At 54.5% G+C, this 21,427-nt stretch carries 16 protein-coding genes; 10 read left to right on the top strand and 6 right to left on the bottom strand.

Annotated elements, in window-relative coordinates; genetic code table 11:
- Nucleotides 1–110: 110 nt before the first annotated feature.
- The 3 genes from betA to betI are packed head-to-tail and all read right to left on the bottom strand — an operon-like array spanning nt 111 to nt 3,894.
- A complete protein-coding gene (betA, locus tag JK223_RS05175) occupies nt 111–1,790 on the bottom strand; it encodes a choline dehydrogenase (protein WP_212713151.1) in 1,680 nt (559 codons plus the stop codon).
- 22 nt (nt 1,791–1,812) lie between these two features.
- Nucleotides 1,813–3,285: a betaine-aldehyde dehydrogenase gene (gene betB / locus JK223_RS05170; protein WP_212713150.1), complete on the bottom strand. Its 1,473-nt coding sequence runs from the start codon at nt 3,283–3,285 to the stop codon at nt 1,813–1,815.
- A 3-nt stretch (nt 3,286–3,288) separates the two neighbouring features.
- The gene (gene betI, locus JK223_RS05165) at nt 3,289–3,894 is read right to left on the bottom strand and encodes a transcriptional regulator BetI (RefSeq protein ID WP_212713149.1); all 606 of its coding nucleotides are present in this window, start codon (nt 3,892–3,894) and stop codon (nt 3,289–3,291) included.
- Nucleotides 3,895–4,152: 258 nt separating this feature from the next.
- Here betI and JK223_RS05160 point away from each other — a divergent pair, with 258 nt between their 5' ends.
- Together JK223_RS05160 and JK223_RS05155 are read left to right on the top strand one after the other, a co-directional pair.
- Nucleotides 4,153–6,183 carry a choline transporter gene (locus JK223_RS05160; protein ID WP_212713148.1) on the top strand — a complete coding sequence of 677 codons (2,031 nt, stop codon included), beginning with the start codon at nt 4,153–4,155 and terminating at the stop codon, nt 6,181–6,183.
- A 118-nt stretch (nt 6,184–6,301) separates the two neighbouring features.
- Complete coding sequence (locus JK223_RS05155; RefSeq protein WP_212713147.1) at nt 6,302–7,675, top strand: MFS transporter; 1,374 nt, start codon at nt 6,302–6,304, stop codon at nt 7,673–7,675.
- A 174-nt stretch (nt 7,676–7,849) separates the two neighbouring features.
- On the opposite strand, the gene JK223_RS05150 is transcribed toward JK223_RS05155, so the two are convergent.
- Nucleotides 7,850–8,608, bottom strand: coding sequence for a glycosyltransferase family 2 protein (locus tag JK223_RS05150; protein WP_212713146.1), 759 nt, complete (start codon nt 8,606–8,608; stop codon nt 7,850–7,852).
- Between the two features lie 277 nt (nt 8,609–8,885).
- Between JK223_RS05150 and JK223_RS05145 the strand changes: the two genes are divergently transcribed.
- Nucleotides 8,886–10,262, top strand: a complete 1,377-nt coding sequence (locus JK223_RS05145) for an aldehyde dehydrogenase family protein (RefSeq protein WP_212713145.1) — start codon at nt 8,886–8,888, stop codon at nt 10,260–10,262.
- 38 nt (nt 10,263–10,300) lie between these two features.
- On the opposite strand, the gene JK223_RS05140 is transcribed toward JK223_RS05145, so the two are convergent.
- Nucleotides 10,301–11,815, bottom strand: a complete 1,515-nt coding sequence (locus JK223_RS05140; RefSeq protein WP_212713144.1) for a PLP-dependent aminotransferase family protein — start codon at nt 11,813–11,815, stop codon at nt 10,301–10,303.
- Between the two features lie 114 nt (nt 11,816–11,929).
- On the opposite strand from JK223_RS05140, the gene gabT reads away from it, so the two are divergent.
- The 6 genes from gabT to argE all read left to right on the top strand — a co-directional run bounded on the left by gabT (nt 11,930) and on the right by argE (nt 18,604).
- Nucleotides 11,930–13,186 (top strand): 4-aminobutyrate--2-oxoglutarate transaminase, encoded by a 1,257-nt coding sequence (gabT, locus tag JK223_RS05135; RefSeq protein WP_212713143.1) that lies wholly within the window; start codon nt 11,930–11,932, stop codon nt 13,184–13,186.
- A 130-nt stretch (nt 13,187–13,316) separates the two neighbouring features.
- Nucleotides 13,317–14,720: a GABA permease gene (gene gabP, locus JK223_RS05130; protein ID WP_212713142.1), complete on the top strand. Its 1,404-nt coding sequence runs from the start codon at nt 13,317–13,319 to the stop codon at nt 14,718–14,720.
- A gap of 179 nt (nt 14,721–14,899) precedes the next feature.
- Nucleotides 14,900–15,661 carry a dimethylarginine dimethylaminohydrolase family protein gene (locus JK223_RS05125; protein ID WP_212713141.1) on the top strand — a complete coding sequence of 254 codons (762 nt, stop codon included), beginning with the start codon at nt 14,900–14,902 and terminating at the stop codon, nt 15,659–15,661.
- A gap of 675 nt (nt 15,662–16,336) precedes the next feature.
- Nucleotides 16,337–16,768 (top strand): RidA family protein, encoded by a 432-nt coding sequence (locus JK223_RS05120; protein ID WP_212713140.1) that lies wholly within the window; start codon nt 16,337–16,339, stop codon nt 16,766–16,768.
- Between the two features lie 14 nt (nt 16,769–16,782).
- A complete protein-coding gene (locus tag JK223_RS05115; protein ID WP_212713139.1) occupies nt 16,783–17,460 on the top strand; it encodes a DUF1028 domain-containing protein in 678 nt (225 codons plus the stop codon).
- Nucleotides 17,450–18,604 (top strand): acetylornithine deacetylase, encoded by a 1,155-nt coding sequence (argE, locus tag JK223_RS05110; protein WP_212713138.1) that lies wholly within the window; start codon nt 17,450–17,452, stop codon nt 18,602–18,604. Before JK223_RS05115 ends, argE begins: the two co-directional genes overlap by 11 nt.
- Before the next feature lie 18 nt (nt 18,605–18,622).
- Here the strand turns inward: argE and JK223_RS05105 are convergent, their stop codons facing one another.
- Entirely contained in the window at nt 18,623–19,531 is a 909-nt protein-coding gene (locus JK223_RS05105; protein WP_212713137.1) for a LysR family transcriptional regulator, read from the bottom strand.
- 316 nt (nt 19,532–19,847) lie between these two features.
- On the opposite strand from JK223_RS05105, the gene JK223_RS05100 reads away from it, so the two are divergent.
- On the top strand, nt 19,848–21,368 hold the full coding sequence (locus JK223_RS05100; RefSeq protein ID WP_212713136.1) for an amino acid ABC transporter permease/ATP-binding protein: 1,521 nt from the start codon (nt 19,848–19,850) through the stop codon (nt 21,366–21,368).
- The last annotated feature ends 59 nt before the right edge of the window (nt 21,369–21,427 follow it).

Genomic DNA, 21,427 nt, shown 5'->3' with positions numbered 1-21,427 from the left:
AAATGAATATTGCTGAAAAGAGGTGAAATTGACAAAACCTGAAGAAAAAACCGACAGAAGACCAAAAAAAGGGGCAGCCATGGCTGCCCCGCAGGGAAGATCTTATCAGATTACTTACGTAACGGTGCCGTGCGTGCCGGAGCATCACCCGCGATAAAGTACGGCGCGGTGCTGCGTGGCAGTGGCTGACGACCACGAATGATGTCGGCCATCTTCTCACCGATCATGATGGTGGTAGCGTTCAGGTTACCCGTGACAATTTCGGGCATGATCGACGCATCGACCACACGCAGTCCCTCAAGCCCGTGGACCCGGCCTGCGGCATCAACCACTGCCATCTCATCGTTACCCATTTTACAGGTTCCGCAAGGGTGGTAAGCCGTTTCCGCATGGTTACGTACAAACTCATCCAGCTGTTCATCGCTCTGGCAGTCCATGCCCGGGCTCAGTTCTTTGCCGCGATATTTATCCAGCGCCGGCTGATTGATGATCTCACGGGTCAGGCGGATACAGTCACGAAATTCCTGCCAGTCCTGATCATGAGACATGTAGTTAAACAGAATCGACGGATGCTCATGGGGATCGCGTGATTTAAGCTGGACACGACCGCGGCTCGGAGAACGCATGGAACCGACATGACACTGGAAGCCGTGGGCTTCAATGGCATTGGTGCCGTTGTAGTTAATCGCCACCGGCAGAAAATGGTACTGGATGTTCGGCCAGGTAAACTCTTCGCGGCTGCGGATAAATCCGCCGGCCTCAAACTGGTTACTGGCACCGATGCCGGTACCGTTAAACATCCATTCAGCGCCAATCTTCGGCTGATTCCACCATTTCAGTGCCGGATACAAAGAAACCGGCTCTTTACATTCATATTGCAGATACATTTCCAGATGGTCCTGCAGATTTTCCCCGACCCCGGGTAAATCGTGAACCAGCGGAATATTGAATTTTTTCAGTAACTCTGCAGGGCCGACGCCGGAACGTTGCAGGATCTGCGGTGACGCGATGGCCCCGGCAGACAGCAGCACTTCTTTGCGTGCGGTGGCCCGGACAGGGGTTTTATTGTCCCCCTGCAGATATTCCACGGCGATGGCCCGCTTACCTTCAAACAGAATACGGTCCGTCGTGGCGTGGGTCACAATGGTCAGATTACTGCGTTGTTTGGCCTGATCCAGGTATCCGCGCGCGGTACTGGAGCGGCGGCCGTTTTTAGTCACGGTACGGTCCATCGGGCCGAAACCTTCCTGCTGGAAACCATTCAGATCATCCGTCCGCGGGTAACCTGCCTGTACACCGGCTTCAACCATGGCGTCGAATAACGGGTTTTTATCCGCTTTCGGGGTGGCGACACTGACCGGGCCTTCACCGCCGTGATAATCGTTCGGGCCGATATCGCGGGTTTCCGCCTTACGGTAGTAGGGCAGGCAGTCCGCATAGGTCCAGTTTTCCAGTCCCGGTGCTTTAGCCCAGTTTTCCAGGTCCATCGCATTACCGCGGATATAGCACATGCCGTTGATCAGGGAGGAGCCGCCGAGGCCTTTGCCGCGTCCGCACTCCATGCGGCGGTTATTCATATGCGGTTCCGGGTCAGTTTCATAGGCCCAGTTATAACGCTTACCCTGCAACGGGTAGGCCAGTGCCGCCGGCATCTGAGTGCGGAAATCGGCACGATAGTCAGGGCCGCCCGCTTCCAGCAGTAAGACTTTCACATTGCTGTCTTCGGTAAGGCGGGTAGCCAGTACGTTGCCGGCAGAACCGGCACCGATAACAATATAATCAAATTCCATCATCATTCCTCAGGCTGAGTGTTTAAAATACGGACTGGAAGGTTTCCAGTTCGACCTGAACAGATTTCACCCGGGTATAACTTTGCAGTGTCATTTGTCCGTTTTCGCGGCCAATCCCTGAATGTTTGTAGCCACCGACCGGCATTTCTGCCGGGGACTCTCCCCAGGTATTGATCCAGCAAATGCCGGCTTCCAGCTGGTGGATAATGCGATGAGCCCGGTTGATTGAAGGCGTGACGACGCCTGCCGCCAGACCAAAATCGGTATCATTAGCCCGGCGGATCACTTCTTCTTCGCTCTCATAGGTCAGAATAGACATCACCGGCCCGAAGATCTCTTCACGGACAATTTCCATATCATCTGTGCAATCGGTAAAGACGGTGGGGGCAACCCAGGCACCGTCGTCAAAGCCCGCTGAGGTCAGTGGTTCACCGCCGCACAGCAGGGTGGCACCATTCTCAACACCGGAACGGATGAAACGCAGCACATTATCGCGATGAGCAAAGCTGACCAGCGGTCCGAAGTTAGTATCCGGCTGTTGCGGATCACCGGCACGGATGCGGGCAACGCGGGTCAGGATCTTTTGTTCAAACTCTTTTTTCAGTGCCGACGGGATGAAGACACGGGTGCCGTTAGTACAGACCTGACCCGAGCTGTAAAAGTTAGCCATCATGGCAATATCGGCCGCCAGATCCAGGTCAGCATCATCACAAATCACCAGTGGTGATTTGCCGCCCAGTTCCATGGTGACTTCCTTCAGGGTAGAGCCGGCAGAGTTCGCCATCACTTTACGGCCACTGACCACGCCTCCGGTAAAGGAGACTTTATCGATGCCAGGGTGTTCAGTCAGGGCCTGGCCGGTAACCGCTCCGGTACCCGGTAATACGTTGAAGACGCCATCCGGTACACCGGCTTCGGTATAGATTTCGGCCAGTTTCAGTGCGGTCAGCGGTGTGACTTCACTGGGTTTGAAGATCATGGCATTACCCGCAGCCAGCGCCGGGGCAGATTTCCAGAGGGCAATCTGGATCGGGTAGTTCCAGGCACCGATACCGGCGACCACACCCAGGGGTTCACGGCGGGTATAAGCAAAGGAGGTATCCCGCAGCGGGATTTGCTGGCCTTCAAGGGTAGTTGCCAGCCCGGCATAATATTCCAGCACATCCGCCCCGGTGACGATATCGACCGCCTGAGTTTCGCTCAGGGGTTTTCCGGTATCCAGTGTTTCCAGTACAGCCAGTTCGTCGTTGCGTTCACGCAACAGATCCACGGCTTTGCGCAGGATGCGCGAACGCTCGACGGCAGTCATGGCTGCCCAGATTTTCTGACCCCGGCGCGCGGCGGCCACTGCCAGATCCACATCCTGCTGGCCGGCTTCATGCACCGTGGCGAGAACTTCTCCATTGGCGGGGTTCACCGTCTGAAACGTCGAACCGCTCTGTGCGGGCACACTGGCCCCGTTGATGTACAGTAACTGTTCTGCGAATCGTGACATAGTTTATTCTCCGTCAGTTGATTTTCTGTCCGCCAGCTGCTGGCGGATGAATTGGGTGGTAAGCGCTTTCGCTGACGCCTTGTCGAAAGGTTTTCCGCTCAGCGCGGCGCGCAGCCATAACCCGTCAATAAGTGCTGATAATCCGTAACCGGCAATTCTGGCCTTGTCCCTGGGCAATTCACGGCGGAATTCAGCAATCAGTGTCGAAAGCAGCCGCTGGCTGCTGGCTATCTGTAACCGGTGCAGCATCGGCTGGTGCATACTGCTGGCCCAGAAATCAAGCCAGGCCTTCATTGCGGCACTGTGCAACTGTGTATCATCAAAGTTACCATCAACGATCGCCGACAGACGAACACTGGCATCGGCCGCCGGGAGTTGCTTCAACCGGCTCAGCACGGCAATCCGAAGCTGTGACGTGATGTCACGCATCGTGGCTTCCAGCAGTCCGTTTTTATCCCCGAAATAGTGACTGATGATCCCTGTTGAAACACCGGCGCGTTTGGCTATCTGTGCAATAGTGGCGTAATGCAGCCCGACATCATTGATAGTTTCCAGTGTGGCATCGATAAGCTGACGCCGACGAATGGGTTGCATACCTACTTTAGGCATACCGCTGACTCCCCGAGACTTTGTTATGCAGTATTAAAACTTTTTTTGATTGGATGTTCAATATAAAAAAAGAAATTGTTATGATTAACCCCTCAGACTGCTATACGGTCAGGAGAAACGTCCTGACTTCATAATAAATAACTGCTACAGGGAGTATTAGCAGAGACTATTGTCAGCCCGTGGGTGTCCGGGGGTTATCCACGGACACCCACGGGCAAGCCTGCAGTTTTCACATCGCTTAGTTACCGGAGGTATTGAATGAATCACCCGCCCGCCGAAGGAAAAGACAGAATTAACCCGGTGGTGTTTTACACCTCCGCAGGATTAATTTTGCTGTTTTCGCTGATGACATTCTTCTTCAGCGACACCTCAGCCAGGATAATTCAGTCGACAGTCAACTGGGTGTCCGCCACTTTTGGCTGGTATTACATGCTGGCCGCGACCCTGTATATCGTCTTCGTTCTGTTTATGGCCGGATCACGCTTTGGTGCGATTAAACTTGGCCCCGAACACTCAAAACCGGAGTTCAGCTTACCGAGCTGGGCGGCCATGCTGTTTGCCGCAGGTATCGGTATTGACCTGATGTTTTTCTCGGTTGCCGAACCGGTTACCCAGTATATGCAACCCCCGGAAGGGTCGGGTCAGACACTGGAAGCCGCCAGACAAGCGATGGTCTGGACCTTATTCCATTACGGAGTGACCGGCTGGTCGATGTATGCCCTGATGGGAATAGCGCTGGGCTACTTCAGTTATCGCTATAACCTCCCTCTGACCATCCGTTCGGCCTTATACCCGATATTTGGTAAACGGGTAAACGGCCCTATCGGGCATACGGTAGATATCGCCGCCGTGGTGGGTACCATTTTTGGGATCGCGACCACGCTGGGAATTGGTGTGGTACAGCTGAATTACGGGTTGAATGTGTTATTTCACATCCCGGACAGCCTCAGTACTAAAGCCGCCCTGATCGTGCTCTCGGTGGTTATCGCGACCATTTCGGTCACCTCCGGGGTGGATAAAGGGATCCGGTTGCTCTCCGAACTTAATGTCCTGCTGGCGCTGGGCTTGATCCTCTTTGTTTTATTCTTCGGCAATACCGAATTTTTACTGAATGCGCTGGTGCTGAATGTCGGTGATTATATTAACCGCTTTATGGGTATGACGCTGAACACCTTTGCTTTTGATCGTCCGACCGAATGGATGAATAACTGGACCCTGTTTTTCTGGGCCTGGTGGGTGGCCTGGTCGCCGTTTGTCGGCCTGTTTCTGGCGCGTATCTCCCGTGGCCGTACCATCCGCGAGTTTGTGCTTGGCACCCTGATTATTCCGTTTGCCTTTACCCTGTTGTGGCTGTCGGTGTTCGGAAATGCTGCGCTCTACCAGATTATTCACGGTAACCTCAGCTTCGCCAACGATGTTATGCAGCATCCTGAGCGCGGTTTTTATAACCTGCTGGCACAATATCCGGCCTTTACCTTCAGTGCGTCGGTGGCCACCATTACCGGCCTGCTGTTTTATGTGACCTCTGCGGACTCGGGGGCGCTGGTGCTGGGGAACTTCACCTCGCGTCTGAAAGATATCAACAGTGATGCCCCTAACTGGATCCGTATCTTCTGGTCTATCGTTATTGGGGTACTGACGCTGGGAATGCTGATGGCTAACGGGATTTCGGCGCTGCAAAGTACCACCGTGATCATGGGGCTGCCGTTCAGTTTCGTCATTTTCTTTGTGATGGCGGGGCTGTATAAATCGCTGAAGGTTGAAGATTACCGTCGTGTCAGTGCCAGCCGTGATACCGCGCCTTATCTGGCAACGGCCCATGACCGCCGTAGCTGGAAAAAACGGCTTTCCCGGTTGATGAACTATCCGGGCACCGGGTATACCCGCGAAATGCTTGAGCAGACCTGCTGGCCGGCGATGCAGGAAGTGGCGAAGGAGCTCGAATTACGCGGTGCGCATGTGACCTCTGAAAACCTGCTGCCGGAAGGGGATGACGACCTGGGCCATCTTTCTCTGACCGTGAATCTGGGGGAAGAGCAGAACTTTGTTTATGAGATCTGGCCACAGAAGTATTCGATTCCCGGCTTCACCTATCGGGCACGCAGCGGCAAGTCCAGTTACTATCGCCTGGAAACTTTTTTGCTTGAAGGGAGCCAGGGCAATGATTTAATGGACTACAGTAAAGAGCAGGTGATCATTGATATCCTTGATCAATATGAACGCCATCTGAACTTTATTCATTTACACCGGGAAGCACCTGGAAATCATATCAATTTTCCGCACTTGTAAGGATGATTGACCCGGCAGGGGGAAGCCTCTGCCATTCTCTGCGGGGCCGGGGAACGGCCCCGGTCAGCATGTTTTTCCGGCGTTATCGCATCCTGTGAACTGCACTCAGGGAGATGTAATGCAAAAAATCCTCAATACCTTTCTGCCCCTGTACACCACCACACTTCTGATGCTGCTCGGCTCCGGCCTGCTGACAACCTATGTTTCATTGAGACTGGCCCACGAAAATGTGAGCGGTACGATGATTGGTCTGATCACCGCAGCAAACTATGTCGGGCTGGTGGTCGGCGGAAAGATTGGGCATAACCTGATTGCCCGTGTGGGACATATCCGTGCCTATGTCGCCTGTGCCGGGATTATTACCGCGTCAGTCATTGGTCACGGACTCAGTAGCTATATTCCGGTCTGGATTGTGCTGCGCTTTATCATCGGGTTATGCATGATGAGCCAGTATATGGTGCTGGAAAGCTGGCTCAATGATCAGGCAGAGTCTGATCAGCGTGGCGTTATTTTCGGTTTTTATATGGTGGCGACATACCTGGGGTTATCTGCAGGGCAGATTATCTTATCGCTGGAAACCGGCTTCGGTATGCTACCGTTATTGATCGTTGCCCTCTGTTTTGCCTTGTGTCTGGTACCGATTGCCTTAACCACACGAACAAAAGTGCAGCCCATGTCACCGGCTCCGCTGGAACTGGGCTATTTTCTGAAGAAAATCCCGAAAATCCTGATCATTACCCTGATCACCGGCATGGTGATCGGCGCGTTCTATGGCATGGCACCGGTCTACGCCAGCCAGATGGGGCTGTCCACCTCACAGATCGGTACCTTTATGGCTGCCACTATTTTTGCCGGACTGGTGACGCAGTTTCCGCTGAGCTGGTTATCCGACCGTTATGATCGCGGGCATCTGCTCTTTTTTATCGCGATTTTATTTCTGGTCGTCTCGCTCCCGCTGGCATTCATGGAACATCTGAGTTTTATCGCTATCCTCAGTATTTCTTTTGTGGTCAGTATGATGCAGTTTGCGTTATATCCGCTGGCGGTGGCGATGGCCAACGACCGGATTGTGGCTGAACGCCGTGTCTCTCTGACCGCATGTCTGCTGATGTCCTATGGTATCGGGGCGAGTATCGGGCCACTCCTCACCGGTGCGGTCATGCAGCCTCTGGGGGGCAATATGTTGTATCTGTTTTTTGCCCTCTGTGGCGTGGTGATTATCGGCCTGACCTGGTTCAGATCGCCGGTCCCGGTTGCGCTGCAGGAAAGCCAGGTTCCGCACGTCCCTCTGACCGATGGTCTGGTGAGTTCACCGCTGGCAGCGGCATTGAACCCGACGCTGGATGAAGAAGATATTCAGAACACGATGGTGACCACGCCGGAAGATGAGGCGGCAGAAACTGTTACCGACCCGGCCGCGATGCCGGAAGAGGAGAAGGCTGCCGTGCAGCACCCGCCGGAAGAGGAGCATCAGCGTGAGCCCTGGCCCTGAGCGCGGGTATCCATGGCCTGACCGGCAACAGCCAGCGGAGCACGTCTCTGTGCCGGCTGCTGCCGGATATTCGTCCGTCTGCTGATACCCGGCTTTAAAATATATCAGGAAACTGTAGAGAGTGGCATACAGGCTGGCGGAGCACGTCCCTGCGCCGGTCGGATCTGCTGACGGTTATTTGTCCGTCTGCTGATACCAGGCTTTAAAATATTTCAGGAAACTGTAGAGAGTGGCATACAGGCCGGTGGCGGCACCGACCTTGCCTTGCCGCCAGGCGCCACTCATCAGATACCATTTGAAAAATGCCCCGATGGCGCTGATCACTCCGCGCAACAGTGAAGGCCGGATTTTCCGGAAACGGACCAGCCGGGTGGTGTAAGCATTCATTTTGCTGAACATTTCATGTAATGAGTAAAAGGTATCATGCCGCACATGGCCCGGGATTATCTGCGTCAGCACCGGGCCGGTGACTTCATCGTCGACCGGACGGTCATTAAACCGGGCAACGGTACGGTTAAACAGACGTACAGGATAGTCGGGGGAGGAGACCGGATAAATCGTCTTAACCTGTTCTCCCAGCACGTACCAGTAGCGTGAGATGCACCACGCCTGCTCCGGGGGTAAGGGGGCAGGTGAGTCTTTTAACCGGCGCAGGTAAGTGATAGTGGCCTCATCGAGGATCTCATCACTGTCCAGACAAAAAACCCAGTCATGCTCTGCCAGGGCGATCGCGTTATTCATCTGTTTACCGTGCATTTCATACGGGCAGTAGCGTGGCTCAATACCGTACTGACGGCAGACAGACAAGGTCTCATCATTGCTGCCGGAGTCGAGGACAATGACCTGATCGGCAAACTGAAAAACCGGGGCTAACACGGCCTCCAGGGTGCGTGCGGAATTATACGTCAGCAGACAGACGGTTATTTTTATCATAGGCGGTCTGACCAGGATCATCCTGTAAAAGAGTCGATTATAATTAACCGATGCGCCTTCTGATGGACTTTTGATGTGAACGTGCTGGTATTTCAGCAAAGTGTGATCCCGGCCGGAAGGGCAGGGGCACCGGGAAAGCAGCGGCAGGTCGTCTGCAAAGCATCGCAGAAGGTTTTCTTAATTTGTGAGCAACTTCTTTATAAATATTCATTTTAAATCATCATTTGCCCGGCGTATGGTGTATCCATTCTCCCTGACATTGCAGTAAGGATTTCTTATGACTGATTATGCATTATCTCTGAACCCCACTACCGGTGAGGAAATTGCCCGTTATCCGTTTCAGGGGAGCGATGCCATCGAAAGCAGCCTGCAGCGCAGTACTACCGCTCTGAAAGAGTGGCGGGTCACTTCGATGGATGATCGTGTTGAAGTATTACGCACCCTAGCGGTTCGTCTGCGTGAACGTTGTGATGAACTGGCGGAAATGATGACCCTGGAGATGGGTAAGCCGATCGCCCAGGCCCGTGCCGAGGTCAACAAATGTGCGCAGGTATGTGAATGGTATGCGGACAATGGCCCGGCCGTCCTGGCGGCACAGCCGACCCAGGTGGAAAATCAGCAAGCCTGGCAGGAGTTTCGTCCGCTGGGCGTGATCCTCGCGGTGATGCCGTGGAACTTCCCTTACTGGCAGGTGCTGCGCGGGGCCGCCGGGATGCTGCTGGCGGGGAATACTTATGTCCTGAAACATGCGCCGAACGTCATGGGATGTGCATCGTTACTACAGGATGTGATGAATACCGTAGGCTTCCCGGAAGGGACATTCGAATTACTGAATGTGACCAATGAGGGCGTATCTTCACTGATCAAAGACCCGCGTGTTGCCGCCGTGGCCGTGACCGGCAGTGTCGGTGCGGGTGCAGCGATTGCCAGCCAGGCCGGTGCAGCACTGAAGAAAACGGTTCTGGAACTGGGCGGTTCCGACCCGTTTATCGTGCTGGCCGATGCGGATCTGGACGAAGCGGTAAAAGCGGCAGTAGCCGGTCGTTATCAGAATACCGGACAGGTCTGCATGGCCGCAAAACGCTTTATTATCGAAGCGCCGGTGGCGGCTGAATTTGAAGCCCGCTTCCTGGCGGCGGTACAGGCGCTGAAGATGGGCGACCCGCTGGATGAAGCGAACTACCTCGGTCCGATGGCGCGTTATGATCTGCGTGATGAACTGCACAATCAGGTCACTGAAACCCTGAAGCAGGGCGCGCGTCTGGTGTGCGGTGGTGAGAAGATTGAGGGCGCCGGTAACTATTATGCGCCGACGATTCTGGCCGATGTCACTGAGTCAATGACCGCGTTCCGCCAGGAGATCTTTGGTCCTGTCGCGGCCCTGATCACTGCAAAAGATGCCGACCATGCGCTGGAACTGGCTAACAATAGCGATTTCGGTCTGAGTGCGACCGTATGGACCGCGAATGAAGCCGTGGCGGATCACTTCGCGCTCACTCTGGAGACCGGCGCCGTCTTTATTAACGGTTATGGCGCTTCAGATCCACGGGTAACCATCGGGGGTGTGAAGAAAAGCGGTTATGGCCGTGAGCTAAACCACTTCGGACTGCATGAGTTCTGTAACATTCAGACGGTCTGGCGTAACCGCCGTTAATCTGAATCCTACCCTGTCTTAGCAGACAGGGTATTTTTTTAGCTATCGCCCGGTGACAGAGGGCGCACGCGACAAAGTCCGGCATTGATCAGACATTGTCTCAGCAGATGAAACGCCGTGAAAATCTGCTGTTCATTAACACAGGCATATCCCAGCAGTAACCCGCGTTTTTTCTGACGTTGCATGTAATATTGCGATAATGGTCGCACGCTGACACCTTTACGCAGTGCGTCATGGGCAATGGCAACATCATCACTCTTATCCGGTAATCTCAGTACCAGATGCAGCCCTGCATCATGGTTATAGGGTGGCATAAAGGCTTCACCCAGATACCGCTGGATAAGCCCCAGCAGAAACCGTCGCCGCTGACTGTAGAGCAGGCGCATCCGGCGGATATGGGCCGCATAATGGCCCTGGCTGATAAATTCCGATACCGCCCGCTGAATAATTAAATGTCCTCCGCGATATAACTCGGCCGCTGCCGTGCGCAAGGGTTGCTGCAGGTTTTTGGGGACCACCAGATAACCGATACGCAACGCGGGATAGAGCGTTTTACTGAAGGTCCCCATATAAAGTACCGGAGCATCTTCTTCCAGGCCCTGTAGCGAAGGATACGGGCTGCCTGAGAAGCGAAATTCGCTGTCATAATCGTCTTCAATTATCCAGAAACGATGACGACGTGCCATCGCCAGCAGATGTTTCCGGCGACTCAGGCTCAGGTGAACCCCTAACGGATACTGGTGGGAGGGGGTGACAAACACCATTTTCGGGGCCGGATGGCGGGCGGTAATTTCGGGGATCATCCCTTCTTCATCGACCGGAACAGCATGCACATCCAGTCCGTTGATCCTCAACAGGTTACGGGTTCCCCAATAGCCAGGTTCCTCTATCCAGACCGGATCATTCTGGTCACAGAGTACCCTGGATACCAGGTCAACGGCCTGGTGGATCCCTTCGGTAATGATTATCTGATCGGCATCGGCCCGGATGGAACGGACAACCCGTAGATAATCCGCCAGCGCCTGACGCAGGTGCGGGCATCCGCCGCCATTACTGTAAATAAGCTGGTCGATTTCCGGTTGCTGGTGCAGTTTCGCCTGGATTTTACTCAGTGTTTTATGCGGGAACGCCGTCACATCCGGAGCGCCGGGCACAAAAGCCCCCCACTGATGCGGGGAGGCTGTGGCATAACCGAGCAGTGCGGCACCGCGTGACGAAAGGCTGGGCGGCTGGGTCTGCGCGGGATGAGGAGGCTCAGCGGATTGCGCACTGTTCAGGCAGAACTCAGGCAGGGTGCTGGCTACCCGTGTTCCGCTGCCGGTGCGGGATGTGACATAACCTTCTGCCAGCAAGCTGTCATAGGCATTCATCACGGTGTTACGTGAAACGCCCAATTGTTTTGCTAAATCACGGGTCGATGGCAAGCGTGTTTCCGGCGGAAAGACACCGTCGATAATTGCCTGCTGTAAGACCCGCAGGACGCGCTGATGCAGTCTGCCATGCTGCTCAAACTGTAAACGCTCCAGAAGGTGGTCGGTATAGAGTGTCCGCAATTGGCTCCCTCATTTTGATGATGAATGGCTCTGGAAACTACCTCAAATGGCAGGATAAATAAACGGAGTTTATTAATAAAAGTCCATCAGCCAGATTAACGAGGCAGGAACATCATGAGCGATTCTAAAAATACATTAAACCAACGCAAGCAAAATGCGCTGCCACGTGGCAATGCTGTCATGTGTGACTGGTATGCCAGCAAAGCCGAGAATGCCACACTCTGGGATACTGAAGGACGTGAAGTTATTGATTTTGCTGGTGGCATCGCGGTACTGAATACCGGGCATCGCCATCCGAAAGTCGTGGCGGCGGTCAAAGCACAGCTGGATAAATTCACGCATACGGCTTTCCAGATCGTGCCTTACGAAAGTTATATCTCTCTGGCGGAACGTATTAACCAGCGTGTTCCGGTGGAAGGCCCGGCTAAAACGGCTTTCTTCTCTACCGGTGCAGAAGCGGTAGAGAACGCGGTGAAGATTGCCCGCAGCTATACCGGCCGTCACGGCGTGATCACCTTCGGTGGCGCGTTCCATGGTCGTACCATGATGACGATGGCGATGACCGGAAAAGTGTCTCCTTACAAACAGGATTTCGGGCCGATGGTTCCTTCCGTGTTCCACGGACGTTTCCCGGATGAAAAAGAAGTCACTGTTGAGCAGGCCCTGAACAGCCTGGACGATATCTTCCATTACGATATTGCGCCTCATAACGTGGCGGCTATCGTGCTGGAGCCAGTACAGGGTGAGGGTGGTTTCCGTGTGGCACCGAACGCCTTTATGACCGCGCTACGCGAACTGGCAGACAAACATGGCATCCTGCTGATTGCCGATGAGGTGCAAACCGGGTTTGCCCGTACCGGGACGCTGTTTGCGATGGAAAACTTCGATGTGAAACCTGACATTATCACCATGGCGAAAAGCCTGGCCGGTGGCTTCCCGCTGTCAGCCGTGGCTGGTCGCGCAGAAGTGATGGATGCCCCGAACCCGGGCGGTCTGGGGGGTACCTATGCCGGTAACCCGCTGTCGATTGCAGCAGCACATGCGGTACTGGATGCCATCGATGAAGAACAGCTGTGTCAGCGTTCAGTACAACTGGGCGGTGAGCTGGTGAGTTGTCTGCAGGAGCTGCAGGCCCGTTGTCCGGCCATCAACGAAGTTCGTGGACTGGGCTCGATGGTGGCCGTGGAATTCCATCAGGCAGACGTTGCCCGTAAGGTGCAGGCGGCCGCCATGGAAGCCGGTTTATTACTGCTGACCTGTGGACAGAAAGGCAATGTTATCCGCTTCCTGTACCCTCTGACCATCCCGACGGAACAGTTCCGTCAGGGACTGACCATCCTGACCCGGGCACTGCAGGAAAACGCTGCCTGATCACGAGAGTTTCTCATGTGCTGTTCCGGAGACCGTTCCTCTCCGGACAGCCTGGTAAAGTACTTCCCGCTCAACCGCAGGTGACTGAATCTTCAGTCACTTAGCAAAAAAACTATTATGAGGGAAAACCATGAGCGTTACTTCTTCTGGTACTGATTCATTATCTCCGGGGCTGAAATCCCGTCATATCCGTATGCTCTCGATTGCCGGTGTGATCGGCGCGGGATTATTTGTCGGTTCCGGCCATGCGATTGCTGAAGCCGGACCCGCTGTTCTGATCGCCTATATTATCGCCGGCGGGCTGGTAGTATTAATTATGCGTATGCTGGCGGAAATGGCCGTCAGTACCCCCGACTCCGGGTCGTTTTCCACTTATGCACAAAAAGCCCTGGGCCGCTGGGCCGGGTTTACCATCGGCTGGTTATACTGGTGGTTCTGGGTGCTGGTGATCCCGCTGGAAGCCAATGCCGCGGCGACCATTCTTAACGCGTGGTTCCCGCAGGTGGCTATCTGGCAGTTCACGCTGGTGATCACCCTGCTACTGACGGCAAGTAACCTGTTTAGTGTGAAACATTACGGTGAATTTGAGTTCTGGCTGGCGCTGGTGAAAGTCGTTGCGATTGTGGCGTTCCTGGTGCTGGGATGTGTGGCTATCTTCGGTCTGATGCCTGGTAGTCAGGTCAGCGGTATGTCGCATTTATACGATACCGGCGGCTTTATGCCCCACGGCTTCGGTGCAGTGCTGGCGGCTATCCTGACCACCATGTTCTCTTTTATGGGCACCGAGATTGTCACGATTGCGGCGGCTGAATCTAAAAACCCGGGCCGTGAAATTTCACGGGCAACGAACTCCGTTATCTGGCGTATTTCTCTGTTCTACCTGTTATCTATCCTGTTTATTGTCTCTCTGGTGCCCTGGAATACCCCGGCACTGGCAAAAAACGGGTCTTATCAGACGGTGCTGGAACTGATGAATATTCCGCATGCCCGGCTGATTGTCGATATCGTGGTGCTGACCGCGGTGTGTAGCTGTCTGAACTCTGCCCTTTATACCTCATCACGTATGCTCTATTCACTGGCCACCCGTAAAGATGCCCCTGCGGCAGCGGCGAAAACCAGTAACAGCGGAACACCGTGGGTGGCCGTATTGTCTTCCACCGCGGCCGCGTTCCTGGCGGTGTTTGCGAACTACTTTGCACCGGCAGAAGTGTTTGACTTCCTGCTGGCCAGCTCAGGCGCGATTGCCTTGCTGGTGTATCTGGTCATCTCCTGCTCGCATCTGGTGATGCGTAAACGTATGGAAGCACGGGGTGAGGTGCTGGATTACAGAATGTGGCTGTTCCCTGGCCTGACCTACGCGGTGATAGTGGTGATTGTGGGTATCCTCTGCTCAATGTTGTTTATGCCTGCCCACCGTAGCGAGATTATTGCGACCGGTATTCTGGCGTTACTCGTCGTACTGGCAGGGATGGTGATCCACCGTCGTCAGCGCAACAACCGCTCTGAACCATCATTGCAGGAAAACGGTATCTGATAGCCGTGACCTGTTATAAAGAGCTTCTCTGAAGAGCTGATAATCATAAAACCGCAGACAGAGTGACTGCGGTTTTTTTTGTCTGAACCGGGGCTGGCAGACCGCGAAGCTGTCCTGTAAGCGGTCTCCGTGTTCCCGGGGAGTGAGTGTTTATTCTGAGGTTATCGTAAGAGGTGGTCATGAAATTTACACAAGTCATAACCCGGTTACCGGCCCTGAATTGCGCGGAAGGGCAAACCACAGCGGATGACGGGCGGCCGGATAGCGGGAAAACCCGCCAGCAATTTTTCAGGTATATCGAAATTATGCTGGAACTGGGGATCCGGGTCACTATCCTGCCGGCAGAGCCAGATTTTCCGGATGCACACTTTGTGGAAGACCCGGCGGTGATCCTTCCTGAGCTTGCCATTATCACACATTCCGGGGTACTCAGTCGTCAGGGGGAAGGTGCATTGCTGGCACCTGAACTGGAGAAGTATCGCCCGCTGTATGTGATGAGTGATAAAGGGCAGCTTGATGGCGGGGATGTGTTACTGGCGGATAAACACTTTTTTATCGGGATGACCCGACGCACCAATATGGCCGGGCTTGATGAGTTTGCCACGGTGGTGGCGCCCTTAGGCTACCGGGTGACGCCGGTTGCGGTGGATTCCGGACTGCATCTGAAGAGTGTGGTGAATTATATTGGTCAGAATACGCTGCTGATGACGTCGGCGTATGAAGCTCTGCCCGCGTTTGCCGGGTTCCGGCGGCTGGTGATCCCCGATGATGAAGCCTATGCCGGGAATACCTTACTGATTAACGGCACCCTGGTGATGCCGGAGGGATATCCTGTCACCCGGGAAATCCTCCGTCAGACAGGCATGCCTGTGGTGACCCTGGATACCAGTGAATTTAAACGGATGGATGGCAGTTTGTCCTGTCTTTCGTTACGTTTCTGACCCCTCAGATTGCTGAGCCACTCAGGATCTCCTGTTTATCCTGCCGGACGTCGGGTCCGGCTTTTTTGTGATTACGCTCTGTTGCGCCCTTTACCCCCTGCAGCCGAAGACTGAACCCGGCCCCCAACCCGACTCAGACCCCGATCCGGACCCCGACTCAGACCCCGATCCAACCCCTGCTCAGACCCCAATCCAACCCCGGTTCAGACCTCAATCCAAATCCTGCTCAGACCTCAATCCAAATCCTGCTCAGACCCCAATCCAACCCTGACTCAGACCCCGATCCGGACCCGGACTCAGGAAAATACACAGGCCGAACCCAACACACAACCCAAAACCCAAAACCGGCTTTTATCCGATATCGGTGCCTGAGGCGGAGAGCCGCGACAGGGCGGCCGTCTGCGTTTTTTTTTCTCTGTCATCGGGCAGTCCCCGATGACAGAGAAAATCTGATAAGTATTTAGCTGGGCAGTCAGTATAAAAAAAATAATTTCTCTGCCGCCGGCCTCCGGTGATGATGGCCGTTATCAGACTGCGGGGTCATGGTTGCCGGATGCCGGTAACGGAGATGCAGCACGAGCATGACTAAGATATCCCCGCGCAGACATCACATACCGGTTAACGGGGGCAGACCGTGCCGGATCTCTCATCATGACCGAAGGAAGGACGTATCCTATGACAACACCGACCCATACCCGGATCCGAATGTTTAATACCAAAGAGACTTACCCGAACCAGTCTCTGGACAATGATTTATGTCAGGCCGTGCGTGCGGGCAATACCGTTTATGTCCGCGGTCAGGTCGGTACAGACTTTGAAGGGCGTCTGGTCGGACTGGGCGATGCGCGTGCCCAGGCAGAGCAGGCGATGAAAAATGTGAAGCAGTTGCTGGAAGAAGCGGGCAGCGAGTTGTCACATATTGTGAAAACGACGACCTATCTGATCGACCCCCGCTACCGCGAGCCGGTCTATCAGGAGGTCGGTAAGTGGCTGAAAGGTGTATTTCCGATCTCCACCGGACTGGTCGTTTCCGCGTTAGCTCAGCCACAATGGCTGATGGAAATTGATGTGATTGCAGTGATCCCTGATACACAATCCACTGAATAATCTGAGGTGCGACGATGACATTTTCTATAGCCGCCCGTTGTGCGGAGACCGGACAGCTCGGTATTGCAATCAGCTCATCCAGTATTGCGGTAGGTGCGCGCTGCCCCTGGCTGCGTGCCGGTGTGGGGGCCGTCTCCAGTCAGAACATCACCCTGCCGGCCCTCGGGCCACAGATCCTCGCCAGGCTTGAACAGGCCAGCCCGCCGGTACAGGCGATTAAAGAGGTTCTTTTTAGTCAGGGGTACAGCGAATACCGGCAGGTACTGGCGATTGATGCCGGGGGAAATACGGCTTTTTTTAGTGGCGAAAAAACGCTGGGGACCCACCGCGGTGTTGCCGGTAAAGACTGTGTGGCGGGCGGTAATATGCTCCGGACCCCGAAGGTTGTCGACGCGATGGTGAAGGCTTTCGAAGACGCCAGTGGATTGCTTGCCGAACGATTATTGGTCGCCCTGCAGGCGGGACTGGCGGAAGGGGGCGAAGCCGGCCCGGTGCACTCGGCGGCACTGAAAGTGGTGGGAGACCTGGTCTGGCCGGTGGTTGATCTTCGTGTCGACTGGGCAGATAACGATCCGATCGGTGAACTGCAACGGCTGTGGCGTAGCTATGAACCGCAAATGGACGACTATATTTTACGGGCTATCGATCCCTCATTAGCCCCGGGCTACGGAGTCCCCGGCGATGAACGTTAATGTCAAAGAGTGGCTCTCGCGGCTGATTGCCTTCGATACTACCAGCCGGCTGTCGAACCTGCAGTTGATTGAGGCGATAGCCGGGTATCTTTCTGAACTCGGGATAACCCATCAGCTGATCTATAACTCTGAACGCAGTAAAGCCAATTTATATGCGCGGATCGGGCCGGTGACTGCGGGCGGGGTGATGTTGTCCGGACATACCGACGTAGTCCCGGCTCAGGGACAAGTCTGGCAGATGCCTCCTTTTCAACTGACCGAGCAGCAGGGCAGGTATTACGGACGCGGCACTGCGGATATGAAAGGCTTTATCGCCTGTGTGCTGGCCGCTCTGCCGGATTTTCTGACCGCGCCACTGCATGTCCCGCTGCATCTGGCCTTCTCCTATGATGAAGAGGTTGGCTGTCTGGGGGTAAGAAGTCTGATCGATGCTATCCATGACCAGCCGTGTAAACCGGCGCTCTGTATTGTGGGGGAGCCGACCGGAATGCGCCCGGTATTCGGTCATAAAGGGAAAGCGGCCATGCGTTGTCATGTCCGGGGGCATGCCTGTCATTCTGCTTACGCCCCGGAAGGGGTCAATGCGGTGGAATATGCGGCCAGACTGATAAGCCATATGTGCACTCTGGCGGAGACGCTGAAGCAGCATCAGGACAGCCGTTTTTCTCCGCCCTTCAGCACATTACATACCGGAGTGATCTGCGGCGGGAATGCCCTCAACATCGTCCCTGCGGAATGCAGTTTTGATTTTGAATTACGTCATCTCCCCGACAGTTCCCCGCAGGCTACGCTGGATGCGATCACCGGCTTCGCCAGACAGCAGTTGATACCGCAGATGAAACAGACTGAGGAGACGTGCGATATCCGTTTTACCCGGCTGAGCGAGTATCCGGGCCTGTGTACGGACGTTGAATCCGTGGCGGCGCGGCAGATTATGGCCTGGAGCGGCGTCAGCGACGCCGGTACGGTGCCCTATGGCACAGAGGGTGGATTATTCCATGAAGCAGGCATACCGACCCTGGTCTGTGGCCCGGGAAATATGGATCAGGGTCATAAGCCCGATGAATACGTGGCCATCGATCAACTGGATCAGTGCAGCGCGATGCTGCAGAACCTTTGCCGGTGGATGCAGTCGTCAGACTGATCCCCGGCGGGATCGTTTTCAGGCATCCTCAGCCAGCATTTCTTTACAGAAATCAACAAATAATCGTGCCGGTTTGGTCAGCTGTGTCCGGGTCAGCCAGGCGGCAGAAAGACCCGAGCCTTCCACTTCTTCGCTGATTTCAAGCGTGACCAGCGGCTTACCATCATAACTGAACGGGCTGTGCGGACAGGTTACCAGTAAGGCGAACCCGAACCCGTGACCGACCATACCGCGCACCATTTCGATGGAGGGCGAACTGAACACAATGTTAGGGGTCAGGTCGGCCTGCGTGAACAGATCGACGAAATAGTTACGGCTTGGCTGTACATCGAGCAGGATCATCGGTTCGGACGCGAGATCTTTCAGCGATACCGATTGCTGTTGAGAAAAACGGTGGCCTGCCGGCAATAAGACATAGGGCCTGGAAGGAGGCATCAGAGGCTCGGTGGTAATACTCTTATCCAGCTCATGTTTATACAATAACGCCAGATCGAAACTGCCGGCAGTCAGTCCCTGCACCAGTTCATGCTGTTCGCCATCCCGCAGGATAAACTCGACCCCCGGGTAGCGTTGTTTGAAACCGGCAATCAGTTTAGGCAGGATCAGCGGGGCAACGGTTTCAAAACAGCCAATATCAATCTGTCCCGCAACAATATCGTTATCGGCCAGCGCGTTTTGTTCAAACTCATGGGCCATACGCAGGAGTTTCTGGGCCTTACGATAAAAGCGTGCACCGGACGGCGTCAGTGAGACTCCCTGCGCATGGTGTCGGATAAAGAGTTGTACCCCGAAGCTGTCTTCCAGTCCTTTAATCGCCGTGGAAATGGAAGGCTGCGCGATATACAGCTTACGTGAGGCTTCTGCCACACTGCCGCATTCCACCGTGGTAATAAAATACTTCAGTTGGCGCAGCGTATAGTTAGCCATTAGTTCTCTCCGGTCATAGCCATTTCCTATGATCAAGCAATTAACATGCCATCAATTCCCTTGTTATTGTGTGGTTTTTGGGTGGGCAGGGTCCCGGATAACATCGTTGCCGGTGAGTTATTTTTTTACCGTCCGGGGTCAACGACCGCGGTTAGTTTTTTTAGTGTCAGGGCCAACATATTTAATAATTTTCAGCGATGCCAAAAGCCCTGAGGATGGAGGTGAAGGAGATCCTCTCCGTTCCTCAGTATCTGCCGCTGTGGTTTCGCAGCCCTCGTGCGAATACTGACGTCAAAGCAGAATAAAGGGCGCGCATATGACGTTTGACTGGAGTTATTTATTCAGCCTGTTCAAAGATACGGATTTCTGGTGGGCCACCTGGACCGTGATCCGGCTGAGTCTGTTAGCCTGGGCTATCAGTATGGTACTGGGCTTCGGGCTGGCACTGGCTAAGCAGTCCGCAAAGCCCGTTCTGCGTTTTCTGGCAAATCTGTATATCTGGTTCTTTCGCAGCCTGCCATTGCTGGTGTTACTGATTTTTGTCTACAACATGCCACAGGCCATTCCGTCCACGTCGGGGGTATTGAGTAATCCGTTTTACGCCGGGCTGATCGCGCTGGTACTGAGTGAAACCGCCTATATGGCAGAAATTCACCGCAGCGGCCTGTTGTCGATAAACAAAGGGCAGTACGAGGCCGGAAGGGCGCTGGGGCTGGCCTATGGCGGTATCCAGTGGAAGATCATTATTCCGCAGGCGGTGCGCGTCGCTCTGCCCGGGCTTGCCAACGAATATATTTCTATCGTCAAACTGACCTCCCTGGTCTCTATAGTTTCTCTGACGGAGATTCTGCTGGTGGGACAGCGCCTGTATTCAGAAAACTTTCTGGTCATGGAAACGATGACGGCGGTCGCTTTCTACTACATTCTGGTCGTGACCGTGTTTGATTTTTTGCTGAAACAGCTGGAGAAATATCTGGATGTTACGCGCAAAAAAGGACGACAGGTCCCTTCGCAATGGCTGGAACTGGCGCAGACCCCCGTCGCGGTAGTCAGCCCTGCCGCAACGCGGGGAGAGGTTCCGGCGCTGTCAGCGCGGCGGTTACATAAAGCGTATAACAACGTCGAAGTCCTCGGTGCGGTGGATCTGAGTGTCAATGCGGGTGAGGTGGTCTCGGTGATCGGGCCTTCCGGGTCCGGGAAAACCACATTGATTCGTTTGCTCAATGGTCTGGAAAAACTGGACCAGGGGGAAGTGAAAATGAACGGTGAATCCTTTATTCATCTGAAGCAGTCTGGCGCATCGTTACCGGTATTTACCGAAAATACGGCCTTGCGATTAAATATCGGGATGGTCTTTCAGAGCTTTAATTTATTTCCCCACCTGACGGTGATGGACAACTTACTACTGGCACCGCAGTATCACCATATCGGTGATAAGGCTTCACGGTTGCACCATGCCTGTGCATTACTGCAGAAAGTGGGCATGCTGGAACATGCCTGCAAATATCCTCACCAGTTGTCAGGCGGCCAGCAGCAACGAGTGGCTATCGCCCGGGCGTTGATGATGCGGCCACAGATTATGCTGTTCGACGAACCCACATCGGCGCTGGACCCGGAGAAAGTTAATGAAGTCCTTGGCGTGATTGAGAGCCTGGCCCAGGAAGGGATCACCATGGTCATCGTCACCCATGAAATGAACTTTGCCTTCGGGGTATCTGACCGGATTGTCTTTATGGAAAAAGGGCGGGTTGTCGTAGATGAAGCCCCCGGACTGCTACGGCAGGGCAGCAATGCAAGGGTCGCAGATTTTCTGAAAGACGTCACGCTGGCCGGATGATCTCCGGAACAACGTGGGGTATCTGATAGCGTCCGGCACCACCTCTGAGAGAGCGAGAA

The sequence above is a fragment of the Tatumella sp. JGM118 genome, from assembly GCF_018257515.1.
GTDB lineage: Bacteria > Pseudomonadota > Gammaproteobacteria > Enterobacterales > Enterobacteriaceae > Tatumella > Tatumella terrea.
This window is presented reverse-complemented; position numbering and strand designations above follow the sequence as displayed.

Coding starts and splice junctions, on each gene's coding strand:
- JK223_RS05155 (WP_212713147.1), top strand. CDS start 6,302: ATGCAAAAAATCCTCAATACCTTTCTGCCCCTGTACACCACCACACTT.
- gabT (WP_212713143.1), top strand. CDS start 11,930: ATGAGCGATTCTAAAAATACATTAAACCAACGCAAGCAAAATGCGCTG.
- JK223_RS05150 (WP_212713146.1), bottom strand. CDS start 8,608: ATGATAAAAATAACCGTCTGTCTGCTGACGTATAATTCCGCACGCACC.
- JK223_RS05105 (WP_212713137.1), bottom strand. CDS start 19,531: ATGGCTAACTATACGCTGCGCCAACTGAAGTATTTTATTACCACGGTG.
- JK223_RS05160 (WP_212713148.1), top strand. CDS start 4,153: ATGAATCACCCGCCCGCCGAAGGAAAAGACAGAATTAACCCGGTGGTG.
- JK223_RS05125 (WP_212713141.1), top strand. CDS start 14,900: ATGAAATTTACACAAGTCATAACCCGGTTACCGGCCCTGAATTGCGCG.
- betI (WP_212713149.1), bottom strand. CDS start 3,894: ATGCCTAAAGTAGGTATGCAACCCATTCGTCGGCGTCAGCTTATCGAT.
- JK223_RS05145 (WP_212713145.1), top strand. CDS start 8,886: ATGACTGATTATGCATTATCTCTGAACCCCACTACCGGTGAGGAAATT.
- JK223_RS05115 (WP_212713139.1), top strand. CDS start 16,783: ATGACATTTTCTATAGCCGCCCGTTGTGCGGAGACCGGACAGCTCGGT.
- betB (WP_212713150.1), bottom strand. CDS start 3,285: ATGTCACGATTCGCAGAACAGTTACTGTACATCAACGGGGCCAGTGTG.
- JK223_RS05100 (WP_212713136.1), top strand. CDS start 19,848: ATGACGTTTGACTGGAGTTATTTATTCAGCCTGTTCAAAGATACGGAT.
- argE (WP_212713138.1), top strand. CDS start 17,450: ATGAACGTTAATGTCAAAGAGTGGCTCTCGCGGCTGATTGCCTTCGAT.
- JK223_RS05120 (WP_212713140.1), top strand. CDS start 16,337: ATGACAACACCGACCCATACCCGGATCCGAATGTTTAATACCAAAGAG.
- gabP (WP_212713142.1), top strand. CDS start 13,317: ATGAGCGTTACTTCTTCTGGTACTGATTCATTATCTCCGGGGCTGAAA.
- betA (WP_212713151.1), bottom strand. CDS start 1,790: ATGGAATTTGATTATATTGTTATCGGTGCCGGTTCTGCCGGCAACGTA.